At 63.5% G+C, this 24335-nt stretch carries 24 protein-coding genes; 8 read left to right on the forward strand and 16 right to left on the reverse strand.

All coding sequences use genetic code 11. The features are described from left to right. The first annotated feature begins 13 nt into the window (after nucleotides 1–13). From SMD31_RS00480 to SMD31_RS00490, 3 genes are read left to right on the forward strand one after another with little or no spacing between them, the layout of a single operon-like run. Nucleotides 14–1444 carry an aromatic amino acid lyase gene (locus SMD31_RS00480; RefSeq protein WP_320498565.1) on the forward strand — a complete coding sequence of 477 codons (1431 nt, stop codon included), beginning with the start codon at nucleotides 14–16 and terminating at the stop codon, nucleotides 1442–1444. After that, nucleotides 1441–1899, forward strand: a complete 459-nt coding sequence (locus SMD31_RS00485) for a MaoC family dehydratase (RefSeq protein WP_320498567.1) — start codon at nucleotides 1441–1443, stop codon at nucleotides 1897–1899. Before SMD31_RS00480 ends, SMD31_RS00485 begins: the two co-directional genes overlap by 4 nt. Nucleotides 1900–1916: 17 nt before the next feature. Further along, entirely contained in the window at nucleotides 1917–3107 is a 1191-nt protein-coding gene (locus tag SMD31_RS00490) for an MFS transporter (protein WP_320498568.1), read from the forward strand. Nucleotides 3108–3126: 19 nt separating this feature from the next. Here SMD31_RS00490 and SMD31_RS00495 read toward each other — a convergent pair whose 3' ends face one another. Beyond that, the gene (locus SMD31_RS00495; RefSeq protein ID WP_320498570.1) at nucleotides 3127–3810 is read right to left on the reverse strand and encodes a Crp/Fnr family transcriptional regulator; all 684 of its coding nucleotides are present in this window, start codon (nucleotides 3808–3810) and stop codon (nucleotides 3127–3129) included. A gap of 373 nt (nucleotides 3811–4183) precedes the next feature. Here SMD31_RS00495 and SMD31_RS00500 point away from each other — a divergent pair, with 373 nt between their 5' ends. After that, entirely contained in the window at nucleotides 4184–5683 is a 1500-nt protein-coding gene (locus SMD31_RS00500) for a PAS domain-containing sensor histidine kinase (protein WP_320498572.1), read from the forward strand. A 130-nt stretch (nucleotides 5684–5813) separates the two neighbouring features. On the opposite strand, the gene SMD31_RS00505 is transcribed toward SMD31_RS00500, so the two are convergent. From SMD31_RS00505 to SMD31_RS00520, 4 genes are all read right to left on the reverse strand, one after another. Continuing rightward, nucleotides 5814–7109, reverse strand: a complete 1296-nt coding sequence (locus SMD31_RS00505; protein ID WP_320498574.1) for an adenylosuccinate synthase — start codon at nucleotides 7107–7109, stop codon at nucleotides 5814–5816. Between the two features lie 20 nt (nucleotides 7110–7129). Then, the gene (locus SMD31_RS00510) at nucleotides 7130–8269 is read right to left on the reverse strand and encodes an ATP phosphoribosyltransferase regulatory subunit (RefSeq protein WP_320498576.1); all 1140 of its coding nucleotides are present in this window, start codon (nucleotides 8267–8269) and stop codon (nucleotides 7130–7132) included. A 173-nt stretch (nucleotides 8270–8442) separates the two neighbouring features. Further along, nucleotides 8443–9246 carry a PhzF family phenazine biosynthesis protein gene (locus SMD31_RS00515; RefSeq protein WP_320498578.1) on the reverse strand — a complete coding sequence of 268 codons (804 nt, stop codon included), beginning with the start codon at nucleotides 9244–9246 and terminating at the stop codon, nucleotides 8443–8445. A gap of 25 nt (nucleotides 9247–9271) precedes the next feature. After that, on the reverse strand, nucleotides 9272–9499 hold the full coding sequence (locus SMD31_RS00520; RefSeq protein WP_320498580.1) for a DUF1127 domain-containing protein: 228 nt from the start codon (nucleotides 9497–9499) through the stop codon (nucleotides 9272–9274). Between the two features lie 112 nt (nucleotides 9500–9611). On the opposite strand from SMD31_RS00520, the gene ehuR reads away from it, so the two are divergent. Genes ehuR through SMD31_RS00535 form a run of 3 tightly spaced genes read left to right on the forward strand, consistent with a single transcriptional unit; the run spans nucleotide 9612 to nucleotide 12092 of the window. Beyond that, nucleotides 9612–11009, forward strand: coding sequence for a MocR-like ectoine utilization transcription factor EhuR (gene ehuR / locus SMD31_RS00525; protein WP_320498582.1), 1398 nt, complete (start codon nucleotides 9612–9614; stop codon nucleotides 11007–11009). A 4-nt stretch (nucleotides 11010–11013) separates the two neighbouring features. Continuing rightward, on the forward strand, nucleotides 11014–11760 hold the full coding sequence (locus tag SMD31_RS00530; RefSeq protein ID WP_320498584.1) for an AzlC family ABC transporter permease: 747 nt from the start codon (nucleotides 11014–11016) through the stop codon (nucleotides 11758–11760). Further along, entirely contained in the window at nucleotides 11757–12092 is a 336-nt protein-coding gene (locus tag SMD31_RS00535) for an AzlD domain-containing protein (protein WP_320498586.1), read from the forward strand. Before SMD31_RS00530 ends, SMD31_RS00535 begins: the two co-directional genes overlap by 4 nt. Before the next feature lie 110 nt (nucleotides 12093–12202). On the opposite strand, the gene fabZ is transcribed toward SMD31_RS00535, so the two are convergent. From fabZ to rpsB, 11 genes are all read right to left on the reverse strand, one after another. Beyond that, a complete protein-coding gene (gene fabZ, locus SMD31_RS00540) occupies nucleotides 12203–12664 on the reverse strand; it encodes a 3-hydroxyacyl-ACP dehydratase FabZ (protein ID WP_320498588.1) in 462 nt (153 codons plus the stop codon). Nucleotides 12665–12753: 89 nt separating this feature from the next. Beyond that, complete coding sequence (locus SMD31_RS00545) at nucleotides 12754–13314, reverse strand: OmpH family outer membrane protein (protein ID WP_320498590.1); 561 nt, start codon at nucleotides 13312–13314, stop codon at nucleotides 12754–12756. A gap of 30 nt (nucleotides 13315–13344) precedes the next feature. Next, the gene (bamA, locus tag SMD31_RS00550; RefSeq protein ID WP_320498592.1) at nucleotides 13345–15711 is read right to left on the reverse strand and encodes an outer membrane protein assembly factor BamA; all 2367 of its coding nucleotides are present in this window, start codon (nucleotides 15709–15711) and stop codon (nucleotides 13345–13347) included. A 16-nt stretch (nucleotides 15712–15727) separates the two neighbouring features. Then, on the reverse strand, nucleotides 15728–16864 hold the full coding sequence (rseP, locus tag SMD31_RS00555; RefSeq protein WP_320498593.1) for an RIP metalloprotease RseP: 1137 nt from the start codon (nucleotides 16862–16864) through the stop codon (nucleotides 15728–15730). A gap of 101 nt (nucleotides 16865–16965) precedes the next feature. Then, nucleotides 16966–18171: a 1-deoxy-D-xylulose-5-phosphate reductoisomerase gene (locus SMD31_RS00560; protein WP_456077530.1), complete on the reverse strand. Its 1206-nt coding sequence runs from the start codon at nucleotides 18169–18171 to the stop codon at nucleotides 16966–16968. Then, entirely contained in the window at nucleotides 18168–19055 is an 888-nt protein-coding gene (locus SMD31_RS00565; RefSeq protein WP_320498598.1) for a phosphatidate cytidylyltransferase, read from the reverse strand. Before SMD31_RS00565 ends, SMD31_RS00560 begins: the two co-directional genes overlap by 4 nt. Next, nucleotides 19039–19710 carry a polyprenyl diphosphate synthase gene (uppS, locus tag SMD31_RS00570; protein WP_320500985.1) on the reverse strand — a complete coding sequence of 224 codons (672 nt, stop codon included), beginning with the start codon at nucleotides 19708–19710 and terminating at the stop codon, nucleotides 19039–19041. Before uppS ends, SMD31_RS00565 begins: the two co-directional genes overlap by 17 nt. A 116-nt stretch (nucleotides 19711–19826) precedes the next feature. Next, on the reverse strand, nucleotides 19827–20384 hold the full coding sequence (gene frr / locus SMD31_RS00575) for a ribosome recycling factor (RefSeq protein WP_320498599.1): 558 nt from the start codon (nucleotides 20382–20384) through the stop codon (nucleotides 19827–19829). A 31-nt stretch (nucleotides 20385–20415) separates the two neighbouring features. Continuing rightward, nucleotides 20416–21228: a UMP kinase gene (gene pyrH / locus SMD31_RS00580; RefSeq protein ID WP_320498601.1), complete on the reverse strand. Its 813-nt coding sequence runs from the start codon at nucleotides 21226–21228 to the stop codon at nucleotides 20416–20418. 169 nt (nucleotides 21229–21397) lie between these two features. After that, entirely contained in the window at nucleotides 21398–22318 is a 921-nt protein-coding gene (gene tsf, locus SMD31_RS00585; protein ID WP_320498603.1) for a translation elongation factor Ts, read from the reverse strand. Nucleotides 22319–22426: 108 nt separating this feature from the next. Next, the gene (gene rpsB, locus SMD31_RS00590; RefSeq protein ID WP_320498605.1) at nucleotides 22427–23209 is read right to left on the reverse strand and encodes a 30S ribosomal protein S2; all 783 of its coding nucleotides are present in this window, start codon (nucleotides 23207–23209) and stop codon (nucleotides 22427–22429) included. A 340-nt stretch (nucleotides 23210–23549) separates the two neighbouring features. On the opposite strand from rpsB, the gene SMD31_RS00595 reads away from it, so the two are divergent. Then, entirely contained in the window at nucleotides 23550–24077 is a 528-nt protein-coding gene (locus tag SMD31_RS00595) for a cytochrome P460 family protein (RefSeq protein WP_320498607.1), read from the forward strand. The last annotated feature ends 258 nt before the right edge of the window (nucleotides 24078–24335 follow it).

Raw genomic sequence — 24335 nt, forward strand, 5'->3', positions numbered from 1 at the left:
AAGGGCCCCCTTCATGCCGCTGGAACTCAACCGCCGCGCCGATCTCAGCCTCGGCCATTACCAACAGGTCGCCTGGGAGGGTGAAGGCGTCCGGTTGGGCAGCGCGGCGCAAGACGCCATGGCCAAGTCGCGCGCGGCCTTCATCCATCTTCTGGATACCGACCCCGATATCACCATTTATGGCGTCACCAGCGGCTATGGCCAGCACGCCAACAAGCGCTATACCGGCGCGGCGCGACGCGCTCATGCGCAGCGCCCACCGCGCAGTCCAGCGGTTGCGTTCGGCGAGGCGGCGCCCGAACGCGTGGCGCGCGGCATTATCTTTGCGCGCCTCGCCAATTTCATCGAGGGCCATGCGGCAGTGACACCGGCTTTGGCCGATGCCGTGGCGGCGCTCCTCGACGGCAAGCTCCCGGCGGTCTCGATCAGCGGTCAGGGCGGCGCCGGCGAGATTCTGTGGCTGGCCCCGCTGATCGTCGACCTGGCCGAGAATTTCCCGCTGGGGGAGAAGGATGCCCTCTCGCTCATCAACGGCTCGCCGGCCGCCAGTGCGCTCATTGCCGATGCGGCGATCGCCATGCGCCGGCGATTGGACCTTGCTGAGCGCGTCTTTGCACTGTCAGCCGAGGCGATCAAGGCGCCGCTCGAAGCCTATGACGCCGCGTTCGAGGATCTTTGGGGCGATCCTTACGAAACGCAGACCCTGCAGCGGCTGCGCGCCTTGCTGCAGGGGGGCGTGAGCCCACGCCGGCCCTATCAGGCGCCGGTTTCCTATCGCATCCTGCCACGCGTGCTGGGCCAGATGCGCCGCGCCGTGGCACAGGCCGAGGAGATCGCCGAAGGCTCGCTCAAATCCGTGACCGACAACCCGGTCTTCCTGATGCCGGATGCCGAGCACCCGACAGCGCGCGTCTACAGCAACGGCGGTTACCACAACGCCCGCGCCTATCCGGCGCTCGACAATCTTGCGGCGGCGGCGGCCGATCTCTGTATCCTGGCCGAGCGGCAGAACACCAAGCTGCTCGACGGTCGCTATTCACTGCTGCCCGATCAATTGCAGGCGGCGGAGGAAGCCTATATCGGCATCATGGGCTTTACCCATGTCGGCTATGTCGAGGAAGCCAAGCGCGCCGCCCAGCGCACCTTCCTGCCAGGCAGCGAAGCCGGCGGCTTCGGCCAGAACGACGTTGCCCCGATGACGGGCCTTGCCTGGAAGGCACAGGAAGAAGCCGGACGCTGCCTGGAAGCGAGCCTTGCCATGCTGGGCGCCGTCGCCTCGCAGGCCTTGGCCATGACCGATCGCGATGCACCGCCGGCCCTGCGCGAAACGCTGGCCACGATCCGCCGACACTTCCCGCCGATGACGGCCTCGCGCGTGTTCGGGCCTGATCTCAAATCCCTGGCCGATGCCTTCCGGGCCGACATCTATCGAGGTGCCGCATGAGCGACCTTCTCTATCTCGAAGACCTGGTGGTGGGGCAAAAATTCACCAGCCCCATGCATGCACTCGATGCCGCCCAGATCAAGGCCTTCGCCAGCCAGTTCGATCCGCAGCCCTTCCACACCGACGAGGCGGCGGCAAAGGCCACGTTCTTCGGCGGCCTGGCGGCAAGCGGCTGGCACACGGCGGCCATCACCATGAAGCTGCTGGCCTCCACCAAGCCCGGCATAGCCGGTGGTCTCATCGGTGCCGGCGGAGAGATCGCCTGGCCGCAGCCGACAAGGCCTGATGACGTGCTGCAGGTCACGAGCGAGATTCTGGAAGTGAAGCCCTCGCGCAGCAAACCGGAACGCGGCATGGCGGTGATGCGCAGCGAGACGAAAAACCAGCGCGGCGAGGTCCTGCAGATTCTGACCTCGCGCCTCATCGTGCCCAAGCGCCGCCCCGAAGCGATTTGAGAAAGCCAGATCCCTGCATGTCCTGCGCCGAAAACGCCGCCAGCCTTGCCACCAGCCAGCGCCCGATGACCTTCTTCGCCGGACTGAGCCTTGCCGCAATTCTCGCCGGCTCCAGCGCGCCGACGCCGCTCTACCGGCTCTATCAGGAAAGCTGGTCACTCTCGCCCCTGACCCTGACGCTGATCTTCGCGATCTATGCCATCATGCTGCTGCTGTCGCTGCTGACGGTCGGATCCTTGTCGGACTATGTCGGCCGGCGCCCGGTGATTTCGGCAGGGCTCCTGTTGAGCGCTGTTTCGATGGGCCTGTTCATCGAGGCCAGTTCCGCCGGCTGGCTCATTGCCGCGCGCGCCGTCCAGGGCCTGGCGACGGGCGCGCTCACCAGTACCTTGAGCGCCACCATCCTCGACACCAACCGCGAGCGCGGGCCCATGCTCAACAGCCTGACGCCGTTCTTCGGCATGGCGGCCGGTGCGCTGGTCTCCAGCGCGCTGGTGACATTTGCGCCAGCGCCGATGCAATTGGTCTACGTCATCCTGCTGGGGCTTTTTCTCGTCCTTGCCATGGCGGTCTGGTTCCTTGGCGAGACGGCCAGTCCGGTTCCCGGCGCGTGGGCGTCGCTGAAGCCCCATGTCGCCGTGCCGCCCCAGGCACGGCGCACCTTGCTGCTCATCTCGCCCATCAACATTGCCGCCTGGGCGCTGGGTGGATTCTATCTGTCGCTGATGCCGTCGCTGTTCCGGGTCGCCACCGGCCTCACCTCGCCCCTCCTCGGCGGCAGTGTCGTCGCCTCGCTGACGCTCAGCAGCGCCGCCGCCGTTCTGCTGGTGCGCCATCGGCCGCCGCGGCTGGTGTTGATGGGCGGCGCGCTCACCGTGATTCCCGGCGTCCTAGTGACACTCAGCGGCGTCTATCTCGCCTCGGCGCCGATCCTCGCCCTTGGCACCGTCATCGCAGGTGCTGGCATGGGAACGGCCTTCTTCGCCGCTTCGCGCAGCATCATGCCGCTGGCCGAGACGCATCAGCGCGCCGGGTTGCTGGCGGCCTTCTATGTCGAGAGCTACCTGGCGTTCAGCCTTCCGGTCATTCTGATCGGCATGCTGGCACCGCAGATTGGCCTGCCGCGGGCGAGCTATCTCTATGGCGGCTCGGTCATGGCCTTGGCGGCCGTGTCGCTCGCCGGCACAGTGCTGGCCCGCCGGCGCTGACGGGTATCGGCGCCTTGGCCTAGAGGCGGCGCAGGGCCGCGCGATCGAAGAGTTCCAGCCGCCCGCGATGCAGCGACAAGACGCCATCGCGGCGGAAGCGGCGCAGCACGCGCCCGGCATGGATCGAGGTCAGGCCCAGTGCGTCGGCGATGTGCGTTTGGCCCAGCGGAAAGAACATCGGATTGCTTGTCGGCAGCCCTTTTGCTTCCATGCGGGTAACCAGTTCCAGTATGAGCCGGCCCACGCGGTCATAGGCCGAGCGACGGCCGACATCAATGAGCCTTTCATCCGCCGAGACCTGCGCGTTGACGCAGAAAACATCCGCCTGACGGGCGATCTGCCGATGGTCGGCCACGAAATCGGCAAAGCAGCGCCGATCGAAACTGCAAGCCGTGATCGATGTCAGTGACTGCACCGAGAATGCCAAGCGATCGACAGCAAGCAGCTGCAGGCAGATCGGATCGCCCGGCAGCAGGAAGGAGAGGATCTGGCGCCGCCCGCCCGGCAGTAGTTTGTAGCGAAACGCCCAGCCGTCGAAGATCATCAGCATATCGGCAGCGATCTCGCCTTCGCGATAGATCGTGCGCTTGGCCGGGAAATGGCGATGGCCGGCCCGCAGGGCCTCCATTTCGACCAGTGTCTCATGCTCGCTGCGGTAGAACGCTGTCTTGAGACGGGGGCATTGCGCACACGATATCGGCATGGCAGGCATCATGGTCATAACGGTCACTCACACAGCTCTTCACGCATACGGTCGGCCATCCGCTCCGTCGCTCGAGCGGATGGGTATCATGCGGCGCGCCACTGTTGACGCGACGACGCGACAAGTCCATTGGGCGTTTGCGTACATGTGTACGTTATCCAGATTGCGCTGATCTCTCTATGATCCAGATCAATTCCCATTAGAATTTATGGATCACAAAACACGAGCATGATTGGAGAATTTTCCGATCATCGTTCGTGAAGCCGAGCTAGCGAGAAGCCGCATGCCGCAAAGGCGATCTCCTCACCGGTCGAGCGGCACGCCCCGCCTGCGGCAGGATAGCCAAAGATCGGGCGAGACCTTCCGGGAGGGCATGCTCATTGTCGGCGGTGCCGCCGGCGCCACCATCCTGATTCGCCCCAGTGGCCGCATCGTGCTGCCCAACGACGACGCGGCGCGGCTCTTCAGGTACCGCCCGGAAGAGTTGATCGGTCGCGGCATCGACGAGATCCTGCCGCAGATCGGTCAGTTGCTGGAGCAACTGCCGGCCAAGAGCGACCGCGCGCTGCGCTGGCGCCAGATTGCCGGGCGCGCCAGGAATGGCCGAGCCCTCGATCTGCGTATCGCCTGCCGGGTGATCCGGCTCGAGCGAAAGTCTTTCATCGCCGTCTCGCTCGACGATGCCGCCCCAGCGCGGCGCATGCGCCAGCAACTGCGCGCGACGCGAGACTACCTGGCCAAGATCGTCGAACTCAGCGATGACGGCATCGTTTCGGTGACCACCGACGGCACCATCAAGATCTTCAGCCAGGGCGCCGAGCGCATGTTCGGCTATGCCGCCGCCGAGGTGGTCGGCCACAAGCTGGATATGCTGCTGCCCATCAACCTCCGCGCACCGCACGCGCGGCACATGGCAGATTTTGTGGCCAGCAAGGGGCAGACGCGGCGCATGGGGCAACGCGCCGAGGTTCTGGCCCGCCGCAAATCCGGCGAGACCTTTCCCGTCGATGCCTCGATCATGCATTTCACCGCCGATGGCTCGACCATCCTCACGGCGATCCTGCGCGACGTCAGTGAGCGCGCGCGTGCCGAAAGCGCCATGCGTGAGGCCAAACGCCATGCCGAACTCGCCAACCGCGCCAAGTCAGAGTTCCTCGCCAATATGAGCCACGAGTTGCGGACGCCGCTCAATGCCATCATCGGCTTTGCCGAGGTGATGCAGCGCGAGACCTTCGGGCCCCTCGGCTCGGCACGCTACCGGACCTATTGCGCCGATATTCACCATGCCGGAACGCATCTCCTCAGCGTCATCAACGATGTTCTCGATGTGGCGAAGATCGAAGCCGGCCGGCTGCTCGCCCATGACGATGATGTCGATGTCAGGGGCGTGATCCTTGCCTGTGTGCAGATGGTGCGCCAGCGCGCCAACGACGCCGGACTCTATCTGGTGGTCGACGTGGCGCCGGATCTGCCGCCCCTTCATGCCGACGAACGCCTGCTGAAGCAGATGTTGCTCAACCTGTTGTCGAACGCGGTCAAGTTCACACCGCACGGTGGCATCACCGTCGTCGCGCGGCGGGCCGCCACCGGCGAGCTGCTGATTGAGGTCAAAGATACCGGCATTGGCATAGCGGCGGCGGATATCCCAAAGGCCATGCAGGCCTTCGGGCAGATCGACAGCACATTCAATCGCAAGTTCGGCGGTACAGGCCTGGGACTGCATCTGGTACGCAACATGGTGGAACTGCAAGGTGGCGCGCTGCAGTTGGAGAGCACGCCGGCCCAGGGCACCACCGCGCGTCTCGTGTTTGGGTCTGATCGCCTCGTCACCATCCAGCCATCGATAAAGCAGGCGCGCGCCAGCACGCCGTGATGCTGCGCCGGAAGATCGGGACGGTTCTTTCAGAACAGGTGAAGCGAGGTTGAGGCGAACTCTCGCCCGTCATGGCCCGCTTGAGGCGGGCCCACCACGCGTTTGCCGGGGATGACGACGCGAGAGTGCCTCAATCCGCGAAGGGATCCTTCACCAGGATCGTGTCGTCGCGCTCGGGGCTGGTGGAGAGAAGCGCCACCGGCACTTCGATCAGTTCCTCGACGCGGCGGACATATTTGATCGCGGTTGCCGGGAGCTGTGCCCAGGAGCGGGCACCCTGGGTCGATTCCTGCCAGCCTTCCAGCGTTTCATAGACGGGCTTGGCGCGGGCCTGCAGGTCAGAGGCGGCCGGCAGATAGGCGTAGGGCTTGCCGTCGATCTCGTAGCCGGTGCAGATCTTCAGCTCCTTCATGCCATCAAGAACGTCGAGCTTGGTGAAGGCGATGCCGCTGATGCCGGCAACCTTGGCGGCACGGCGCACCAGCGCGGCATCGAACCAGCCGCAGCGGCGCTTGCGCCCCGTGACCACGCCGAATTCCTTGCCGCGCGCGCCCAGCAATTCGCCGATCTCGTCGGTGAGCTCGCTGGGGAACGGGCCAGAGCCGACGCGGGTGGTGTAGGCCTTGGTGATGCCGAGCACATAGCCGATGGCGGAGGGGCCGAGGCCGGAACCGGTCGCCGCCTGCCCCGTCACCGTGTTCGACGAGGTGACGTAAGGATAGGTGCCGTGATCGATGTCGAGCATGACGCCTTGGGCGCCTTCGAAGAGGATGCGGTCGCCGCGCTTCCTTGCCGTATCCAGCATTTCCCAGACCGGGCGCACGAAAGGCGCGATCTGCGGCGCGATGGCGCGGAGCTTTGCCAGCAAGTCGGCGCCGTCGACGACGGGTGCCCCCATGCCCTTCAGGAGCGCGTTGTGATGGCGCAGGAGATTCTCGACCTTGGCATCGAGGCCCTTGCTGTCGGCCAGATCGCAGACGCGGATGGCGCGGCGAGCCACCTTGTCCTCATAGGCCGGGCCGATGCCGCGCCCGGTGGTTCCGATCTTGGCGCCACCTTCGGCAGCGCCTTCACGCAGCTTATCAAGCTCGCTGTGGAGGGGCAGGATGAGTGCCGCGTTTTCGGCAACCACGAGATTGTCCGGATTGATCGTCACACCCTGGCCACGCAACCCTTCCATCTCCTTGATGAGATGCCAGGGATCGACCACGACGCCATTGCCGATCACCGACAGCTTGCCGGGACGCACGATCCCTGAGGGCAGCAGCGACAGCTTGAAGACCTTGCCGCCAATGACCAGCGTATGGCCGGCATTGTGGCCACCCTGGAAGCGCACGACGACGTCGGCGCGCTCAGAGAGCCAGTCGACGATCTTGCCCTTGCCCTCGTCGCCCCATTGCGAGCCGATTACCGCGACATTAGCCATGATGTTCCTCTAGAGAGAGATCAGTCTTTGAGAGCCAGCGCATGGCCGCCCTCGAGATAATGCGAACAGTTGAGACGCTTGGCCTCGGCGCGGGTATCGCCGGCGCTCAAGCCCTGCACCGTGACCCAGCCCTCGGCGCGCAGTTTCAGCGCCGCCTGCGCATCGCTGCCGAAGGGCACGAAGACGCGCTTGAGACCCTCGGGCGTCGGCAGCGTGCCGAGCAGCGTGTCGAGATAGAGCGAGAAGCCCGTCGCCGCTTCGCCAGCGTGATTGACATAGCGGCCGCCACGGCCGAATTCGCCACGCACGCCCCGCCCCAGCAGGGTGAAGGCGATGCCGCTGTGGTATTCGAAGCCGCGATGGTCGGTCGGATCGATGGTGAGTGTGAGATCGGGTGCCGCCTTGCGGATGAGCGCGATGATGGCGGCGAGATTGGCGCGCACCTCGGCGCCGGGCGGCGGCAGGCGCAGGCTTTCCAGGACCGGCAACGCGGTTTCGACCGGCCCCACCGCACGCAGCAGGCCGAGGAGCATTGGCGCCTGATCGCCGGCCAGCTCGGTGACCTTGGCCGTATCCTTGCGGTCGAGTGCGGCGATCAGCTCGCGGCGATGCACCTCGACGAGGATATTGGGGGCAAGACGCGGCACGTTGAGATCGACCGCGAGATCGCGGACACCGAGACTGGTCAGGGCTTCAACGGCAAGGAGGACGACTTCGGCATCGGCCGCCTCGCCCTCGGCGCCGATCAGTTCGACGCCGACCTGACCCAGCTGCCGCTCGGGGCGCATCTGCTCGCCCTTCACCCGCAGGACCTGCCCCGCATAGGAAAGGCGCAAGGGTCGCGGCATGTTCTGGAGGCGGCTTGCGGCGATGCGGCCAACCTGCGGCGTCATATCAGCGCGCAGGCCCATCATGCGCTGCGAGATCGGGTCCATCAGGCGGAAGGTGTGGGCAGCCATCGCCTCGCCGGGTCCGGCGAGGAGCGAATCTTCGAATTCGATCAACGGTGGCTTGACGCGCTCATAGCCCCAGCGCGCGAAGGAGGCCACCAGGCGCTCGACGATCGCCGCTTCGAACCCGGCTTCCGGCGGCAAGCCATCGCCCAGCCCCGCGGGCAGCAGGAACTTTTCACCGGCGTTGTTGCTGGATGCGCTGGTCATGAATGGGTCGGGCTCGAGCAAGGTCTGAAACTGAGCCCGAACAGGGGGGCTTGAAGCAGGCGCTTCATCCCCTGACCGCTTGGGCAAGGGCTATTAGCGCAAAGCCTTCGGCGGTGCAAGAGTGGGAGGGGTCGCAGGGTGCTGGCGAACCTCCGCCCCATCAACTTAACTGGTTAATTTACTTCGATTTCTCCAGTGAGGACGCAGACCGCATGGCCAGCGATCTTGAGCCGGTCGCCGTGACGTTCCAGCCACAAATCACCACCGCGCTTCGAAACCTGACGGGCGTGGAATCGTGTCTTTCCGGTGAGACCCTGCCAATAGGGCGCGAGCACACAATGCGAGGAGCCGGTGACCGGATCTTCAGGGATGCCATGAAGCGGGGCGAAGAAGCGGCTGACGAAGTCGACGCCCTCCCCTTGCCCATCCGCCGTGATGATGAGATCGAGCCCGAGTGCTTCGAGCGCCGGAAAATTGGGTACCGCCGCGCGCACGGCGGCCACGTCCTTGAGACGGGCGACGAAGGATTCGTAGCCGGGACTGACCACGACGTCGACCGGTTGCTGGCCGATGGCCTGGGCAATGCGCGCCGGAACGCCCGCATCCTGGTTGGCCTCGAAGGTATAGAGCGGAAAATCGAGGACGAAGCGGTCGCCCTCGAGCGTCACGAAAAGCGGCCCGGACAGGCTGTCGAAGCGCATCGCGCGGATGCTGGAATCGATGAAGCGGTTCAGCACGAAGGCCGAGGCCAAGGTGGCGTGACCGCACAACTTGATCTCGACCGTCGGCGTGAACCAGCGCAGATGATAGCCCCCGGCCACAGGCACGAAGAAGGCAGTTTCGGCCAGATTCATCTCGGCGGCGATGGATTGGAGGACTTGATCGGGCAGCCAGGTTTGGAGCGGCATCACCCCGGCCGGATTGCCGGCGAAGGCGCGGTCGGTGAAGGCATCTACCTGGTAAATCGGGTACTTCATGATCAGTTCTCCAGTCCCGCCTACATCATCGCCAGACGGGGCGCGAAACTTCCGCTTCGACATCGCAACGGGTGAGGCCGATATCCTTGAGCATGCGGTCGTCCAAGGCTTCGAGCGCCCGGCGCTGACGATAGATATCGATGCAATCGAAGAGGAAAGCGATTAGGCGACGGCCGAAGGACAGCCGTTCCAATGACCTAGATCGGCCGAATATGGGTGACCGACCGATCGTCGGTGACTTGTATCGAGACATTTTGTTCTCCTATGCTGACATATTTAAGTACACGCGAGACAATCGATCGGATTGTACCCGTGAGCGGATAATTGTTTTGACAGAGAATGAAGTCAATCGATACATTGTCACCATGACAAACTGGCAGCCCGACCTTTCCGCCTTCCCCGGACCGCGCTATCTCGCGATCGCTGACGCGCTGTCCGAAGACATCCGCCACCAGCGCATGGCGCCGGGCACAAGATTGCCCACGCATCGTGAGCTCGCCTTCCGCCTCGGCGTCACCGTGGGGACCGTCACCCGCGCCTATGCCGAGGCCGAGCGCCGCGGCCTCATCGGCGGCGAGGTCGGCCGCGGCACCTTCGTGCGGCCCGATGTCCGCCGACGGCCTGAGATGCCGATCGACCGCGAAACGGAAATCGATTCCGGTGGCTTCATCGATCTCTCCATCAACTTCCCGACGCCGCGCGCCAATGATGCGCTGCTCTCGACAGCGCTGCAGCGTGTCGCAGCGCGACCGGGCATCCATACGCTGCTCGATTACCATCACCATGTCGGCCTGCCCCGCCACCGCGCCGCCGGCGCACAATGGCTTGCCGAGCAGCGCTATCCGGTTTCGGCCGAGCGCGTGATCGTGACGGCCGGTGGCCAACACGCCATGACGGCAGCCCTCGGCGCCATCACGGAACCCGGCGATGTGGTCGTGACCGAATGCGTCACCTATCCGGGTTTGCGGCGCCTGGCCGACTTCCTGCGCATTCGCCTGCATGGCGTGCAGATGGATGCCGATGGGGTCGACCCGGAAGCGTTCGAGCAGGCCTGCATCAATTTGCGACCCAAGGCGTTCTATTGCGTGGTCAACATGCATAACCCGACCGGCATCGTCGTCTCGCTCGAGCGGCGCCGGGCACTGGCCGAGATCGCGCGCCGCCACGGCGTGAAGATCGTCGAGGACGATGTCTATGGCTTCCTGCTGGGAACGCGCACCATCGAGCCCCTTTCGGCACATGCGCCTGAGCTCGGCCATTATTTCACAAGCGTCTCCAAATCGATGGCACCGGGCCTGCGGGTCGGCTATCTGGCCATTCCCGAAGGCGCGCTCGATTCATTTGCGCAAGTGGTCCGCTCCACGACCTGGATGGCGGCGCCGCTGACCGCCGAAATCGCCGCGGATTGGGTCGAAGACGGCACCGGCATGGACCTTGCCGAGGCGCACCGGATCGAGGCCATCGCTCGCCAGCGCATGGCGCGGCGGATCTTGAGCGACCTTTCCATCTGCGGCGATGAATCGAGCTATCATATCTGGCTGAAACTGCCGGAGCATTGGACGTCGGACGGCTTTGCGCTGCAGGCGCGGCTGAAGGGCGTCGGCGTATCGCCGGCGACGATCTTCTCGCTGACCCGCAACGCCCCCAATGGCGTCCGCCTGTGCCTGTGCGCGCCGGCCGACCGACGCGTCCTTGAAATGGCGCTGCAACGCATTGCCGAATTGCTGCGCACGCAGCCCGGCGGCGCCTACGGAATCGTCTGACATCATGAGCGACACAATCGGCACCGCGCCGACCTCGGCCGGGTCGGAATTCACCCGCGGGCTTGCTGCCACCTTTCCGCTGATGGTCTCGGCCATCCCCTTCGGCGTGATCTTCGGCACGCTCGCCACCAATGCCGGACTGTCGCCGCTGGCCGTCATGAGCATGTCCATCTTCGTCTTCTCCGGCTCGGCACAGTTCATTGCCATCCTGCTGCTGGGCACGGGTTCGGCGCTTGGCGTCATCTGGCTGGCAACGCTCATTCTCAACCTGCGACACCTGCTCTATGCAGCAACGCTGGTCGATCATGTGCGCCATTTGAGCCAGACTTGGCGCTTTGGTCTTGCGGCCACCTTGACCGACGAAACCTTCGCGGTGATGGAGCGCCGCTACCGCGAGGAAGGCGGCGGACCTAACGCGCATTGGTACTATCTCGCCTCGTGCCTTGGCATGTATCTCAACTGGCAGTTCTGGACCTATATCGGCATCGTTCTGGGCACCGAATTCCCTGAAGTGAAGAATTGGGGCCTGGAATTCGCGATGATCGTGACCTTTACCGGCATTGTCATGCCGGCCTTGCGCTCCGGCCCCTTCTGGCTGGCAGCGATTGTCGCCGGTGTGGTGGCAACCCTTGGCAATGCCCTCCCCTATAAACTGGGGTTGATGCTGGGTGCCTTGGCCGGCATCGTTGCCGGGCTCCTGGTACAGGAATGGCGCCGGCGCAAGGCGCGCGGCGAACAGGTGGCGTCATGAGCGGTATCGAGATCGTCCTGATGATCGCCGGCATGGCGCTCATCAACCTCGCCATCCGCTGGCCGGTCTATCTCTTTGCCGATCACGTGCGTTTTCCACCGCTGGTCGAGCGTGCCCTGGCCTTCGTACCGGTCGCGGTGCTGACCGCCATCATCGTGCCGGCAACGCTCTATCCCGATGCCGACAAGGGCATCCAGCTCAGTTACATGAACCCCTATCTGGTGGGTGCCGTGGTGGCCGCGGTGGTGAGCTGGAAATGGAAGAAGCTGATGCCGACGATCCTCATCGGCATGGCCGTGTTCTTCGTGACGCGGTGGATGGTGGGGGTTTAGCTCACTGTATTTCTTGCGTCATCCCCGGGCGAAGACCCGGGGATCCACTGGTGCCGTTTTCGAGAGTGGATGCCCGGGTCAAGCCCGGGCATGACGGTATATGAGCGACCTTAACGGTCGCGGATCATGGCGGCGAAGGTGGCTTCGGCCACGACCTGGCCATCGACCTTGGCGGTGCCGATGAAGCGCCAGACGGGGCCGCGGGCGCGGTCCTTCTTCACTTCCAGGCGCAGCTGATCGCCCGGTGTGACGGGCCTGCGGAACTTGCAGTCATCGATGCTCATGAACAGCACGATCTTGCCCTCGGCTTCAGATCCCAGGGCATGCACGGCGATGACAGCCGCCGTCTGCGCCATCGCTTCGACGATGAGGACACCCGGCATGACCGGTGCACCCGGAAAGTGGCCCGGGAAGAACGGTTCGTTCACCGTCACATTCTTGATGCCGGTGGCGCTGTCGCCGGAGACGACATCGATGACACGGTCGATGAGCAGGAACGGATAGCGATGCGGGATCATACGCATGATCGACGCGATATCGATGATCCCACCGGTGGCTGCCTGATCCGCCATCCAAAAACCCTTTTCCCCGTCTTCCCCGAAAACCGAGCGCGCCGTCGCTGGTCGACGGCGCGCGATACCGCTGGCCCTCTAAGCCGCCGCTACATCTTAACGGCGGGCAGGACCTTGTTGAGCTGCGCCAGGGCCGAGTCACTGATATCCCAGGCCTGGGCGCTTACGATGACGACGGATTTGTTAAGAACCAAGGTCAGGCGCTTCTGCACCGCGATGTCACCGATGACCTTCTGAAGCGTTTCGAAAATCTGCTTCTGCGCCGTGCCGTAGGCGACTTCGAAGGCCTTCGACTTCTGCTCGGCACCCTGGCGCCAGGCTGCCAGCTTCTGCTGGAACGCCTGCTGCTTGGTGGCAAAATCCGGCGCGTTGCGCTGGGCGTTGAGTGCGTCGTTCTCGGCCCGCAATTTCTTTTCTTCAGCCAGGAGCTCGGCCTGGTTCTGTTTGCGGCGGGCATCGGCCTGCTTCTTCAGCGACTGGCCGGCGCTGGATTTCTTCACCACGTCCTGGACATTCACGATGCCGATCGCGACGGGGATGGCTGCGGTCGCTGTGGCATCCTGTGCCATCGCGGACGGAACCAGCGGCATCACGATCAGCGCCGCGGCGAGGGCCATGGCGGCCTTCGTCATCATTCGGAATTTGAACACGCGCGTAACTCCACAGAGAACTGTTAACTTTTAAAACGAGGTGCCGACACTGAAGCGGAACCATTCCGTGTTGTCGTAGCTTTCCTTCATCAACGGGTAAGCCACGTCAATAGCAATCGGTCCGAAAGGCGACACCCAGGTCAGGCCGAGTCCAGCCGTCACACGCAGGCTGGCATCATCATCAATGTCGATGTCACTCTCGAGATCCGTGCCCGTCAGCGTACCAAAATCGGTAAAGGCACGACCGCGGACATTGAATTCTTCCGGCAAGCCGACCGGGAAGCTGGCCTGCAGGGTGCCGTCAAACAGAAACTGGCCGCCCAGCGAGTCATTGGTGTCGGCATCGCGCGGCCCAACGCCCGAGGTTTCAAAACCGCGCAGGTTCTGACCACCCAGCGTAAAGGCGTCGGTGACGCGGACATGGCCGCCACCCAGGGCCTGGATATAACCCGCCTCGGCCGATAGGCCGATCGAGATATCGTCGGTCACCGGATAGAAATAGCCGCCCTTGACCAAGGTCTGCAGGTTGAAATCCTCGTCGGTGAAATCGGGGCGGATCGAGATCAGGTCGTTCGACAGCGACAGGAAGTAGCCATCGCGCGGATCGTTCGCATTGTCGCGCTTGTCATAGATGATATCCGAGCTGAACGTCGTGCGCAGTGTCCAGCCCTTCTCATCCTTGATCGCCTGCGACAGATCTTTATCGACATCCGAAATCTTGTCGCCGCTGACGCGGAAGCCCAGGGTCTGGCGCGTGAACTCGGTCAACTCGTAGCCCATGCGCAGGCCAAAGCCGGTTTGCGACAGATCGTAATTGTCCCCGCGCACGTCATTGTAACGGCGATGGAACAGATCGACGCCGGCGGAGAGATCCTTGTCGAGGAAATAGGGATCGGTGAAGCTGACATCGAGCGTCGAGCGCTTGCCTGACAGAGTGAAGTTGGCGCGCAGATCCTGGCCCTTGCCAAGGAGGTTGCGCTCGCGGATGCCGACATTGCCCAAGGGGCCGTCGGCGGTCGAGAAGCCGGCGCCGAAGGTGAATTCGCCGGTCGATTGTTCGGCCACCTTCACCTTGATGATGGTCTTATCCGGCGCGCTCCCTGGCGTCGTCTGGATATCGACCGCTTCGAAGAAGCCGAGATTGCGCAGGCGCTGCTCGGTGCGCTTCATCTTGGTGGTCGAGAAGGCGTCGCCTTCGGCCAGGCGGAACTCGCGGCGGATCACCTTGTCCTGGGTGCGGATGTTGCCGGTAATGTCGATACGTTCGACATAGACCTTGGGACCTTCCTGGATATCGTAGGTCAGGTCGAGGACATGGTTCTTGGCGTCGCGCTTGATACGCGGGCGCACGTCGACGAAGGCGTAGCCGAGGGAACCGACCCGATTGGCGATCGCCTGGACCGTTTTGTCGACCAGCGTCGCGTTGTACCAGTCGCCATCTGCGGTCTGGACTTCGCTCCACAGCGAGTTCGGGTCGAGGTCCTTGAGGGTCGATTTGATTTCGACCTTGCCGAGCTTGTAGCGCTCACCCTCATCGACCGTGAAGGTGATGAAGAAGGCTTCCTGATCCGGCGACAATTCGGCGACGGCCGAGACCACGCGGAAATCGGCGTAGCCCTCTTCGAGATAGAACTTGCGGAGGTTTTCCTTGTCGACCGTCAGGCGGTCGGGATCGTAGGTGTCGGAATTGCTGAGGAAGCGGAACCACGCGCTTTCGCGCGTAATAACCACATCGCGCAGATCGTCGTCGTCGAACACCTTGTTGCCGACAAAATCAATGCGCTCGATGTCGGTGGTGTCGCCCTCGTTGATCTCGAACACCAGGTCGACGCGGTTCTGGTCGAGCTTGATGACCTTGGGGTCGACGGTGGCGGCGAAACGGCCGTTGCGGCGGTAGAGGTCGAGGAGGCGCTTCACATCCGACTGGACGCGCTGCTGGGTGTAGACGACGCGCGGGCGCAGCTGGATTTCGGTCTGCAACTGGTCATCGTCGAGCTTGTCGTTACCCTCGAAGGCGATGCGGTTGATGATCGGGTTTTCCGTCACCTGGACGATCAGCGAACCGCCCTCGCGGCGGAAATTGACGTCGGCAAAGAGCCCGGTCGCGAACAGGTTCTTCAACGCCCTGTCGATCGCCTTGGCGTCGAACGGGTCGCCGGGATTGATCGCCATATAGCTGCGCACGGTATCGGGCTCGATACGCTGGCTGCCCTCGATGCGAATCTCCTGAATCGGATCGCCGGCGCTGATCGACTGCGCCAGGGCGATGCGCGGCAAGCCGCCGAGTTCGGCGACCAGCAGAAGGCCAACCAGGAAGACGCGAAAAAGGCTGCCAGAAGCCCTAGCTGTTGAGGCCCTCCCCCCGGAGGCGCAAAGCAGCGTACGCAAAAAAGCCATTTTACGCATCATCCGATCAGGTGAAAAGCCAACGGAAATAATCAACGACTTTCAGATAAACCAAGTCATTCCAAGTGGCAAATAACATGAGGCTAAGTACCATGGCGAGGCCGATTTTTAGCCCCCACTCCTGGGCGCCCTCGCTCAAGGGCCGCCCCCGCGCCGCCTCGAGCGCATAATAGGCCAGATGGCCGCCGTCCAGCATGGGGACGGGGAAGAGATTGATGAGGCCAAGATTGATCGACAGCAGCACGGCCAGCATGGTCAGCTCGTAAAAGCCGATGCCCGCGACCGCGCCGGAGACGCTGGCGATCCGCAGCACGCCGCCGATTTCGCTGGCCGGACGCACGCCAGACACCATCTGCCACAGGCCTTTGAGCATGTCCGCTGCCTTGAGATAGGTATAGCTCGTCGCCTCACCCACCGCCTCGATCGGGCCCAGGCGCTGGACCGGGCCGCGGTGGTTGCTGCCCACACCGAGCAGGGCCGAACGCACGTCCTTGCCCAGAATATCCTTGCGCACCACGATCTTGGGGACCGCTGTCACGGTCAATTGCTGGGCGCCGCGCTCGACGGTGAGCTGCAGCGGCTGGTCGAGGTTGAGCGGGATGAATTCGGCCACTTCCTCGAAGGTCGAGATGGCGCGCCCGTTGAGGGCCACGATCTTGTCGCCTGGCAGCAAGCCGGCCTCGGCAGCGGCCGAGCCCACCTTCACCTCGTCGATGACCGTCGAGGTGAAAACCTTGCCGAAGGCCGCAAACAGGATCGCCAAGACAATGATCGCAAAGAGGAAATTGGCCGCCGGACCCGCTGCAACGATGGCGGCGCGGCGGCCGACATTCTTGTGCATGAAGGAGACGGCCTTGTCGGCAGGCGACATAGCGACCGGCTTTTCGCCACCTTCCAGTTCATTGGGTGCCTGGCCGAACATGCGGACATAGCCGCCCAAGGGCAGCAGACTGAACTTCCAGCGGGTGCCGTGCTTGTCGGTGAAGCCGAACAGCTCGCGGCCGAAGCCGATCGAAAAAACCTCGACCCGCACGCCGCACCAGCGGGCGACCAGGAAGTGGCCGAGTTCATGAACGAAGACCAGGGGGGTCAAAAGAACAAGGAACCAGAAGCCGTTGCGCGCGATTTCCGCGACGATGTCCATACCAGCCTTGCTCCCTCGTTACCCTAACCCGTTATCCGACAGCTTTCTGACAAGCACCTGTCGGGACATTGGCTTTAGCCACGCAACCTGACGGCTGGGGCTTAGCTGTTTTTACGCCGTGCCGCCACCTCGGCCCTGGCCACATCACGGGCCTCGCCATCGGTTGCCAGCACATCGTCGATGCTGTCGAGCCTGCCCACAGGCAGCTTCGAGAGCACGCTTTCCACCACGGCGGCGATATCCGTGAAGCGGATCTCGTTGCCGAGGAACGCTGCCACAGCGATCTCGTTGGCGGCGTTGAGGATGGTCGGCGCCCGACCACCCGCCTTCAAGGCCTCGCGCGCCAGGCGCAACGCCGGAAATCTTTCAGGATCAGGCGCTTCGAAGGTGAACTGTGCAATCTTGGCGAAGTCGAGCTTGGCCGATGGCGCCTCGATGCGGTTGGGCCAGCCAAGCGCAAAGGCGATCGGCGTGCGCATGTCTGGGGTACCGAGCTGCGCCAGCACCGAGCCGTCGCGATAGGCGACCATGGAATGGATCACCGATTGCGGATGCACCAGGATCTCGATCTGGTCTTCGGGCAGGCCGAAGAGGTGATGCGCCTCGATGAGTTCGAGGCCCTTGTTCATCATGGAAGCTGAATCGACCGAAATCTTGGCGCCCATCGACCAGTTGGGATGGGCCACTGCCTGGGCCGGCGTCATCTCGGTCATTTCGGCAAAGGTCTTGGTGCGGAATGGGCCGCCCGAGGCCGTGAGGATGATCTTCTCGATCGCCGCGACACGCTCGAAATCGAACACCTGGAAAATGGCGGAATGCTCGGAATCGACGGGGAGCATGGTGGCCTTGTGCTTGGCCACCTCCTTCATCATCAGCGACCCAGCGCAGACCAGCGTTTCCTTGTTGGCAAGGCCGATCAAGGCGCCACGGCGGACGGCGGCCAAGGTGGGTTCGAGACCGGCGGCACCGACGATCGATGCCATGACCCAATCGGCCGGACGCTCGGCCGCTTCTATCACCGCCTTGCGGCCAGCAGCCACTTCGATGCCGGTCCCGGCGAGGCCGGCTTTGAGCTTGTCGTAGTTCTCGGCCTTGCCGGTGACGGCAAGGCGGGGTTTGAGGCGGAGCGATTGCTCGATGAGGAGATCGACATTGCCATGGGCGGTCAGCGCCTCGACCCGGTAGGCGCCGGGATTGCGGTCGATCATGTCGATGGTGTTGGCCCCGACCGAACCGGTCGAGCCCAGGACCGTGACGCTACGCGGTTCTGCAGCGGGAGCCCGAAGCTCCGTCACCGATCCGGTCATAACCATGAGAGCACGCTACCTTCGCCAAAATAGTCCAACGCCGCGACCGCGACGGATACCGCCAGCAGCCCATCCACCCGGTCCAGGACGCCCCCATGGCCCGGGATTATATGGCTGCTGTCCTTCATTCCAAAGCGCCGTTTGAAAGCCGATTCAGCCAAATCGCCGATCTGCTCTATCACAGCCAATCCGCCGCTCAAAATCATTAATTTCCAAGTATTTGGGAGATCCAGGACCAGCCCGGCAATAAGCCCGACAATGGCCGCCGCGACAACGCCACCCAAGAGCCCCGCCCAGGTCTTGTTGGGCGAGATGCGGGGGGCGAGCTTGGGCCCGCCGATAGAGCGGCCGGCGGCATAGGCGCCGGTATCGGTGGCGATGACGAGGGCTAGGATCCAGGCCAAGAGCTCGATCCCCTGCCCCGTTACCGGATCATCGCGCACCCAGAGGATGGCCATGGCGGGGACCGCCACATAGAGGATGCCGAGGCCGAACCAAAGCGAGCGGTGACGATGCCGCGGCCAAGTGACCAAGATGGCGACGACGGTGCCGGCTGCGATCAGAACCCAGCTTGGAATGCCGAGCGGAATGTAGTCGGGAAAGCGATCGAACAGCAGCGCCGCGAGGACGATCAAGATCGTCAGCAGGCCAGCCGGCGTCCAATTGCCCGCCGCTAGCCGTGCGGCCGGGCTGGGGTCTGCTGGGTTGCGCCGCCTACCGGCAATGCGGGCCCACTCCCAGGCCATGATGGCGGCAAAGAGGATGACCAGGGCATCGAACCAGGGGCGGCCGACATAGGCGGCCGCCACGACGACCGGGATCAGCACCAGCGCCGACGCAATGCGTACGGTGAGGTTGCTGGGCTTTTTATTCGGAGGCGCCATAGCGCCGGTTCCGGCTGGAATATTCAGCGATCGCCGCCCGGAGATCCTCCTGACCAAAATCCGGCCAGTGCTTGTCGAGGAAGACGAACTCGGCATAGGCGCATTGCCACAGCAGGAAGTTGCTGATGCGCTTCTCGCCGCTGGTGCGGATGAGGAGATCGGGGTCGGGCATGTCGGCGGTGAAGAGGAAGCGCTCGAAGCTCGCCTCGTCGACCTCATCCGGCGCCAGTTCGCCGCGCTGCACGGCTTCCGCCAGGCGCTTGGCCGCCAGCACGATCTCGGCCCGAGACCCATAGGAGAGGGCGATGGTGAGGGTGAGCTTCTTGTTGGCGGCGGTCTTTGCCTCGGCCGCTTCGATCAGCTTCACCACGTCGGGCCCGAGGCGCGAACGGTCGCCGATCACCTGCATGCGGACGCCGTTCTGGTGCAATTCGTCGATCTCGCGGCGGAGATAGAGCTTCAGGAGGCCCATGAGATCGTCGATCTCGGCCGTGGGGCGCTTCCAGTTCTCCGACGAGAAACCGAACAGGGTCAGATACTCGACGCCGCAGGCAACGGCCCCCTTGACCGCCTGGCGGACGGCTTCGGCGCCACTGTTATGCCCGACCGTGCGCGGCAGCCCGCGCGCCCGCGCCCAGCGCCCGTTGCCATCCATGATGATGGCCACATGGCGCGGCGGCTGCACGGCACCGCCCAGCGCCGGATTGTCATCCGACGCGGCAACCTTTTCGGCAATGAGGCGCGGCTGGTTCACGGCAAGACCTTTAGGCGTCAAACCTGGAGAATTTCCTTTTCCTTCAGCGCCAGGACTTCGTCGACCTTTTTCACATGCTCGTCTGTGAGCTTCTGCATCAGATCGGCGAGCTTCTTGTGCTCGTCCTCGGTGATCTTGTGGTCCTTTTCCTGCTTCTTCAGGAAATCCATGCCGTCGCGACGGACGTTACGAACCGCAACGCGCCCCTGCTCGGCATATTTATGCGCGACCTTGGTCAGTTCCTGGCGGCGTTCCTGCGAGAGTTCCGGGAGCGGCACGCGGACGGTGGTACCGTCGCTGGCCGGGTTAAGGCCGAGGCCGGCATCGCGAATGGCCTTCTCGACGGCGCCCACCATGCTTTTGTCCCAGACCTGGACTGTGATCATGCGCGGCTCCGGCACGCTGACCGTGCCGACCTGGTTCAAGGGCATGTTGTTGCCATAGGCACTGACCTGGACGGGATCGAGCAGGTTGGCTGACGCGCGGCCCGTTCTGAGACCGGCAAATTCCTTGCGCAGGGCATCGAGGGCGCCGTCCATACGGCGCTTGTAGTCTTCGAGACGCGGATCGCTCATGGAGTCCTCTCCTAAACTTCAGCTCTGAAATTCAGCTGGCAACTTGTTCTTTGCGATGACCAATGACCGTGAAACGGCCGCGATCCTGCAGCACCTCGGCCATCATGCCGGGGGTGTGGACCGAAAAGACGATGATCGGAATGGCGTTGTCGCGGGCCAGGGCAATCGCCGTCGCGTCCATGACCTTGAGGTCGCGCGCCAGGACATCCTGGTGGCTGAGCTGTTGGTAGCGCTCGGCATCCTTATGCACCTTGGGGTCGGCACTGTAGACGCCGTCGACCTTGGTCCCCTTGAGGAGCGCTTCGCAGCCCATTTCCGAGGCACGCAAGGCGGCCGCGGTATCGGTGGTGAAATACGGGTTGCCGGTGCCGGCAGCGAAGATCACGACGCGGCCCTTCTCCAGATGCCGCACGGCGCGGCGGCGAATATAGGGTTCGCACACCGTCTGCATCGGGATGGCGGAAAGCACGCGGGTATCGACACCGAGCTGCTCCAGCGCGTTCTGCATGGCGAGCGCGTTCATCACGGTCGCCAGCATGCCCATGTAATCGGCCGAGGCGCGCTGCATCCCTTCCGAGGCACCGGCGATGCCGCGGAAGATGTTGCCGCCGCCGATGACGAGGCAGCATTCGACGCCGAGTTCGTGGACGGTTTTGACTTCCTTGGCGACGCGGTTGACCGTCGCCGGCTCCAGGCCGTAATCGCGCTGGCCCATGAGGGCCTCGCCAGAGATTTTCAGCAGCACCCGCTTGTAAAGCAGACCGGGCGGCGGTGCGGATGGGGCATGGGCGACAGTCGTATCTTCGTCGTCAGCGACCGTCGACGATGCACCAGCCTTGGACATACGCATATCTCCCTGCGTCATTTCTCGTTCTTGGACCCGGTTCGGGGTGGCAACCAGGTGAGCCGCCAGGGTTTCGGGCGGCTGGCGGGCAACGGCCGATTTCCGACCGTTGCCCGCCGAACTATACCCCGATTCGGCGGCGCAGGAAGCACCCGCCGAAGCGCGACTTTTAGGCGCGGAGCTGAGCCGCGACTTCGGACGCGAAGTCCTTTTCTTCCTTCTCGATGCCCTCGCCCAAGGCCATGCGGGCAAAGCCAACCAGCTTCACCGGGGCGCCGATTTCCTTGGCGGCCTTTTCCACCACCTGCTTCACGCGGCTTTCGCCGTCGATGACGTAGACCTGCTCGAGGAGGACGACTTCCTCGTAGAACTTGCGGACGCGGCCTTCGACCATCTTGCCGATGATCTCTTCCGGCTTGCCGGAGGCGCGGGCCTGCTCGGTCAAAACCGCGCGCTCGCGCTCAAGGGCGGCCGGGTCGACGCTGCTGATGTCGAGCGATTGGGGGTTGGCAGCGGCCACATGCATGGCGATCTGCTTGCCCAGCGCCTGGAGCTTTGCGACGTCGCCGGTGGACTCAAGAGCCACCAGCACGCCGATCTTGCCCATGCCCGGGGCGGCGGCATTGTGAACGTAGGACGCCACCACGCCGTTCTCGACCGAGAGGCGCTTCGAGCGGCGCAGATTCATGTTTTCGCCGATGGTTGCCACCAGATTGGTGACCTTCTCGGCAACGGTTCCGCCTTCCGGGTGCTTGGCGTTGGCAAGCGCTTCGACCGTGTCGTGATTGAGCGCCAGACGCGACACCGCCGAGACGAGGCCCTGGAACTGCTCGTTGCGGGCGACGAAGTCGGTTTCGGAATTTACTTCGACGAGGGCGCCGACCTTGCCTTCGGCGGCAGCGCCGACGAGGCCTTCGGCAGCGACGCGGCCGGCCTTCTTGGCGGCGGCGGCGAGGCCCTTCTTGCGCAGCCAGTCAACCGCCTGTTCGATGTTGCCGTTGTTCTCAGCAAGCGCCTTCTTGCAATCCATCATGCCGGCGCCAGAGGTTTCGCGCAGCTCCTTCACGAGCGCAGCAGTAATCTCGGCCATGGTTCTATCCTTCCGTCTTAATTCGGTAACGTAATCGGGTGCTTAGATGTGGCAATGGGGTTCGGGGCAATCAAGCCGCCCCGAACCCCATTTGATGCCAGAACGACTTTACGCCGAAGCCGTGTTCTCGGCGCCGTCGGCGACCGGGAGCTGTTCAGCCGGCAGTTCTTCGGATTCGCCGATATCGGCGCCCGAGGAGATCGCTTCCTGCTGCAGACCGTCGAGCACGGCGCCCGAGAAGAGATCGCAATAGAGCGAGATGGCGCGGATCGCATCGTCATTGCCCGGAACCGGGAAATTGATGCCTTCCGGCGAGGAGTTCGAATCAAGGATGGCGACGATCGGAATGCCAAGCTTGTTGGCTTCCTTGACTGCCAGCGATTCCTTGTTGGTGTCGATGATGACGAGGATGTCGGGCTGGCCGCCCATGTCCTTGATGCCGCCCAGCGCGCGCTCGAGCTTGTCGCGGTCGCGGGTCATCATGAGGAGCTCTTTCTTGGTGAGACCCACCGTGTTGGTCGAGAGCTTCTCTTCGATTTCCCGGAGGCGCTTAATCGACTGCGAAATGGTCTTCCAGTTGGAGAGCATGCCGCCCAGCCAACGATGGTTGACGTAATACTGGCCGCAACGCTTGGCAGCTTCCGCGACCTTGTCGGCGGCAGCGCGCTTGGTGCCGACGAACAGGACACGACCGCCGGCCGCGGCGATGTCGCGCACGGTCTTGATCGCCTGCTCGAGCATCGGGGCGGTGTATTCGAGATTGATGATATGCACGCCGTTGCGCACGCCGAACAGATAGGGGGCCATCTGCGGGTTCCAACGACGGGTGTGGTGACCAAAGTGAACGCCAGCTTCCAAGAGCTGGCGCATGCTGAATTCTGGCAGCGCCATTATCTTAAGTCCTTTTCCGGTTAAGCCTCTGCGGATTTTGCGTCCCAAATCAATGACTTAGGACACCGGAGCGAAGTCTGCCGGGATGTCTCCCCGAGCAGCGCGCGAACCCGCATGCGGTTTGTTAGCGGCGGTGGAATACTAGGTTCTTACCCGATTGGCAAGGACCCCTCCCCAGCGCGGCGCGGAGAATAGCCCAGTTTCTTGTTTTAACGGTGCTTTTTAACCTTCCGCCGGGAGCCACGCCGCTAAACGCTGACCGGGCTTGACGCCAGAGCGAGCACACCCATATATATCGCTTACGATTGTAGCGGATACGATATTCATTCAGGAGCCAGCAATGAAACGGGTTGTCGGGTTGGTGGCCGTTCTCGGTCTTGCCGCAGCAATGCTCGCTTGTTTCTCGCCCGCCTTCAGTGAGGCCGAGGATGCGGCCGCAGCGCCGATATTTGGCATCAGCATCCCCGAGGGCTATCGCGACTGGCGATTGATCTCCGTGGCGCATGAGGAGGGGAAGCTCAACGACCTCAGGGCCATTCTTGGTAACGACACGGCGATCGAAGCTTTCCGTGCCGGCAAAGAGTCTTATCCCGATGGCACGATCATCGCGCGGCTCGCCTGGGATTACGAACCATTGCCCGAGAGCAAGGCCGCCTTCGGCCAGGCGCAATCCTACGTCGCCGTGCATCCGAAGAACGGCGTGCAGTTCATGGTGAAGGATTCGAAGAAATACGCCGCCACCGGCGGCTGGGGCTTTGCTCATTTCAACGACGGCAAGCCGGCAGACGCCAAGATTCACGAAACCTGCTTTGCGTGCCATCAAGCGGCGGCGTCGCGCGACTTCGTTTTCACGCGTTATGCGCCGTGAGAGGAGATTGCCATGAGTAGAGGCCTGAAACTGTCGGGCGTCATGTTGGTGGGATTGGTCCTGGCCGTGACGGCGTTCGCCGAGGGTGCGGCACTGCTGACGTGCGTGTTGAGGTAGATGGAGCCGTCACTTGGCGCCCCCCTCCTGCCTCCCCCCCTGAAGGTGGGAGGTTCTAAAGCGAGGTTGGTCGACTGGTTTGAGTAAAAGCCCTCCCACCTTCAGGGGGGAGGGTTGGGAGGGGGGCCGCCACTGACGAGA

The organism is Dongia rigui (assembly GCF_034044635.1).
Lineage (GTDB): Bacteria > Pseudomonadota > Alphaproteobacteria > Dongiales > Dongiaceae > Dongia > Dongia rigui.

What these genes read in the sequence shown, in the direction of transcription:
- SMD31_RS00480 (WP_320498565.1), top strand. Translation starts at nt 14, where the DNA reads ATGCCGCTGGAACTCAACCGCCGCGCCGATCTCAGCCTCGGCCATTAC.
- SMD31_RS00485 (WP_320498567.1), top strand. Translation starts at nt 1,441, where the DNA reads ATGAGCGACCTTCTCTATCTCGAAGACCTGGTGGTGGGGCAAAAATTC.
- SMD31_RS00490 (WP_320498568.1), top strand. Translation starts at nt 1,917, where the DNA reads ATGTCCTGCGCCGAAAACGCCGCCAGCCTTGCCACCAGCCAGCGCCCG.
- SMD31_RS00495 (WP_320498570.1), bottom strand. Translation starts at nt 3,810, where the DNA reads ATGCCGATATCGTGTGCGCAATGCCCCCGTCTCAAGACAGCGTTCTAC.
- SMD31_RS00500 (WP_320498572.1), top strand. Translation starts at nt 4,184, where the DNA reads ATGCTCATTGTCGGCGGTGCCGCCGGCGCCACCATCCTGATTCGCCCC.
- SMD31_RS00505 (WP_320498574.1), bottom strand. Translation starts at nt 7,109, where the DNA reads ATGGCTAATGTCGCGGTAATCGGCTCGCAATGGGGCGACGAGGGCAAG.
- SMD31_RS00510 (WP_320498576.1), bottom strand. Translation starts at nt 8,269, where the DNA reads ATGACCAGCGCATCCAGCAACAACGCCGGTGAAAAGTTCCTGCTGCCC.
- SMD31_RS00515 (WP_320498578.1), bottom strand. Translation starts at nt 9,246, where the DNA reads ATGAAGTACCCGATTTACCAGGTAGATGCCTTCACCGACCGCGCCTTC.
- SMD31_RS00520 (WP_320498580.1), bottom strand. Translation starts at nt 9,499, where the DNA reads ATGTCTCGATACAAGTCACCGACGATCGGTCGGTCACCCATATTCGGC.
- ehuR (WP_320498582.1), top strand. Translation starts at nt 9,612, where the DNA reads ATGACAAACTGGCAGCCCGACCTTTCCGCCTTCCCCGGACCGCGCTAT.
- SMD31_RS00530 (WP_320498584.1), top strand. Translation starts at nt 11,014, where the DNA reads ATGAGCGACACAATCGGCACCGCGCCGACCTCGGCCGGGTCGGAATTC.
- SMD31_RS00535 (WP_320498586.1), top strand. Translation starts at nt 11,757, where the DNA reads ATGAGCGGTATCGAGATCGTCCTGATGATCGCCGGCATGGCGCTCATC.
- fabZ (WP_320498588.1), bottom strand. Translation starts at nt 12,664, where the DNA reads ATGGCGGATCAGGCAGCCACCGGTGGGATCATCGATATCGCGTCGATC.
- bamA (WP_320498592.1), bottom strand. Translation starts at nt 15,711, where the DNA reads ATGGCTTTTTTGCGTACGCTGCTTTGCGCCTCCGGGGGGAGGGCCTCA.
- rseP (WP_320498593.1), bottom strand. Translation starts at nt 16,864, where the DNA reads ATGGACATCGTCGCGGAAATCGCGCGCAACGGCTTCTGGTTCCTTGTT.
- SMD31_RS00560 (WP_456077530.1), bottom strand. Translation starts at nt 18,171, where the DNA reads ATGACCGGATCGGTGACGGAGCTTCGGGCTCCCGCTGCAGAACCGCGT.
- SMD31_RS00565 (WP_320498598.1), bottom strand. Translation starts at nt 19,055, where the DNA reads ATGGCGCCTCCGAATAAAAAGCCCAGCAACCTCACCGTACGCATTGCG.
- uppS (WP_320500985.1), bottom strand. Translation starts at nt 19,710, where the DNA reads ATGGATGGCAACGGGCGCTGGGCGCGGGCGCGCGGGCTGCCGCGCACG.
- frr (WP_320498599.1), bottom strand. Translation starts at nt 20,384, where the DNA reads ATGAGCGATCCGCGTCTCGAAGACTACAAGCGCCGTATGGACGGCGCC.
- pyrH (WP_320498601.1), bottom strand. Translation starts at nt 21,228, where the DNA reads ATGTCCAAGGCTGGTGCATCGTCGACGGTCGCTGACGACGAAGATACG.
- tsf (WP_320498603.1), bottom strand. Translation starts at nt 22,318, where the DNA reads ATGGCCGAGATTACTGCTGCGCTCGTGAAGGAGCTGCGCGAAACCTCT.
- rpsB (WP_320498605.1), bottom strand. Translation starts at nt 23,209, where the DNA reads ATGGCGCTGCCAGAATTCAGCATGCGCCAGCTCTTGGAAGCTGGCGTT.
- SMD31_RS00595 (WP_320498607.1), top strand. Translation starts at nt 23,550, where the DNA reads ATGAAACGGGTTGTCGGGTTGGTGGCCGTTCTCGGTCTTGCCGCAGCA.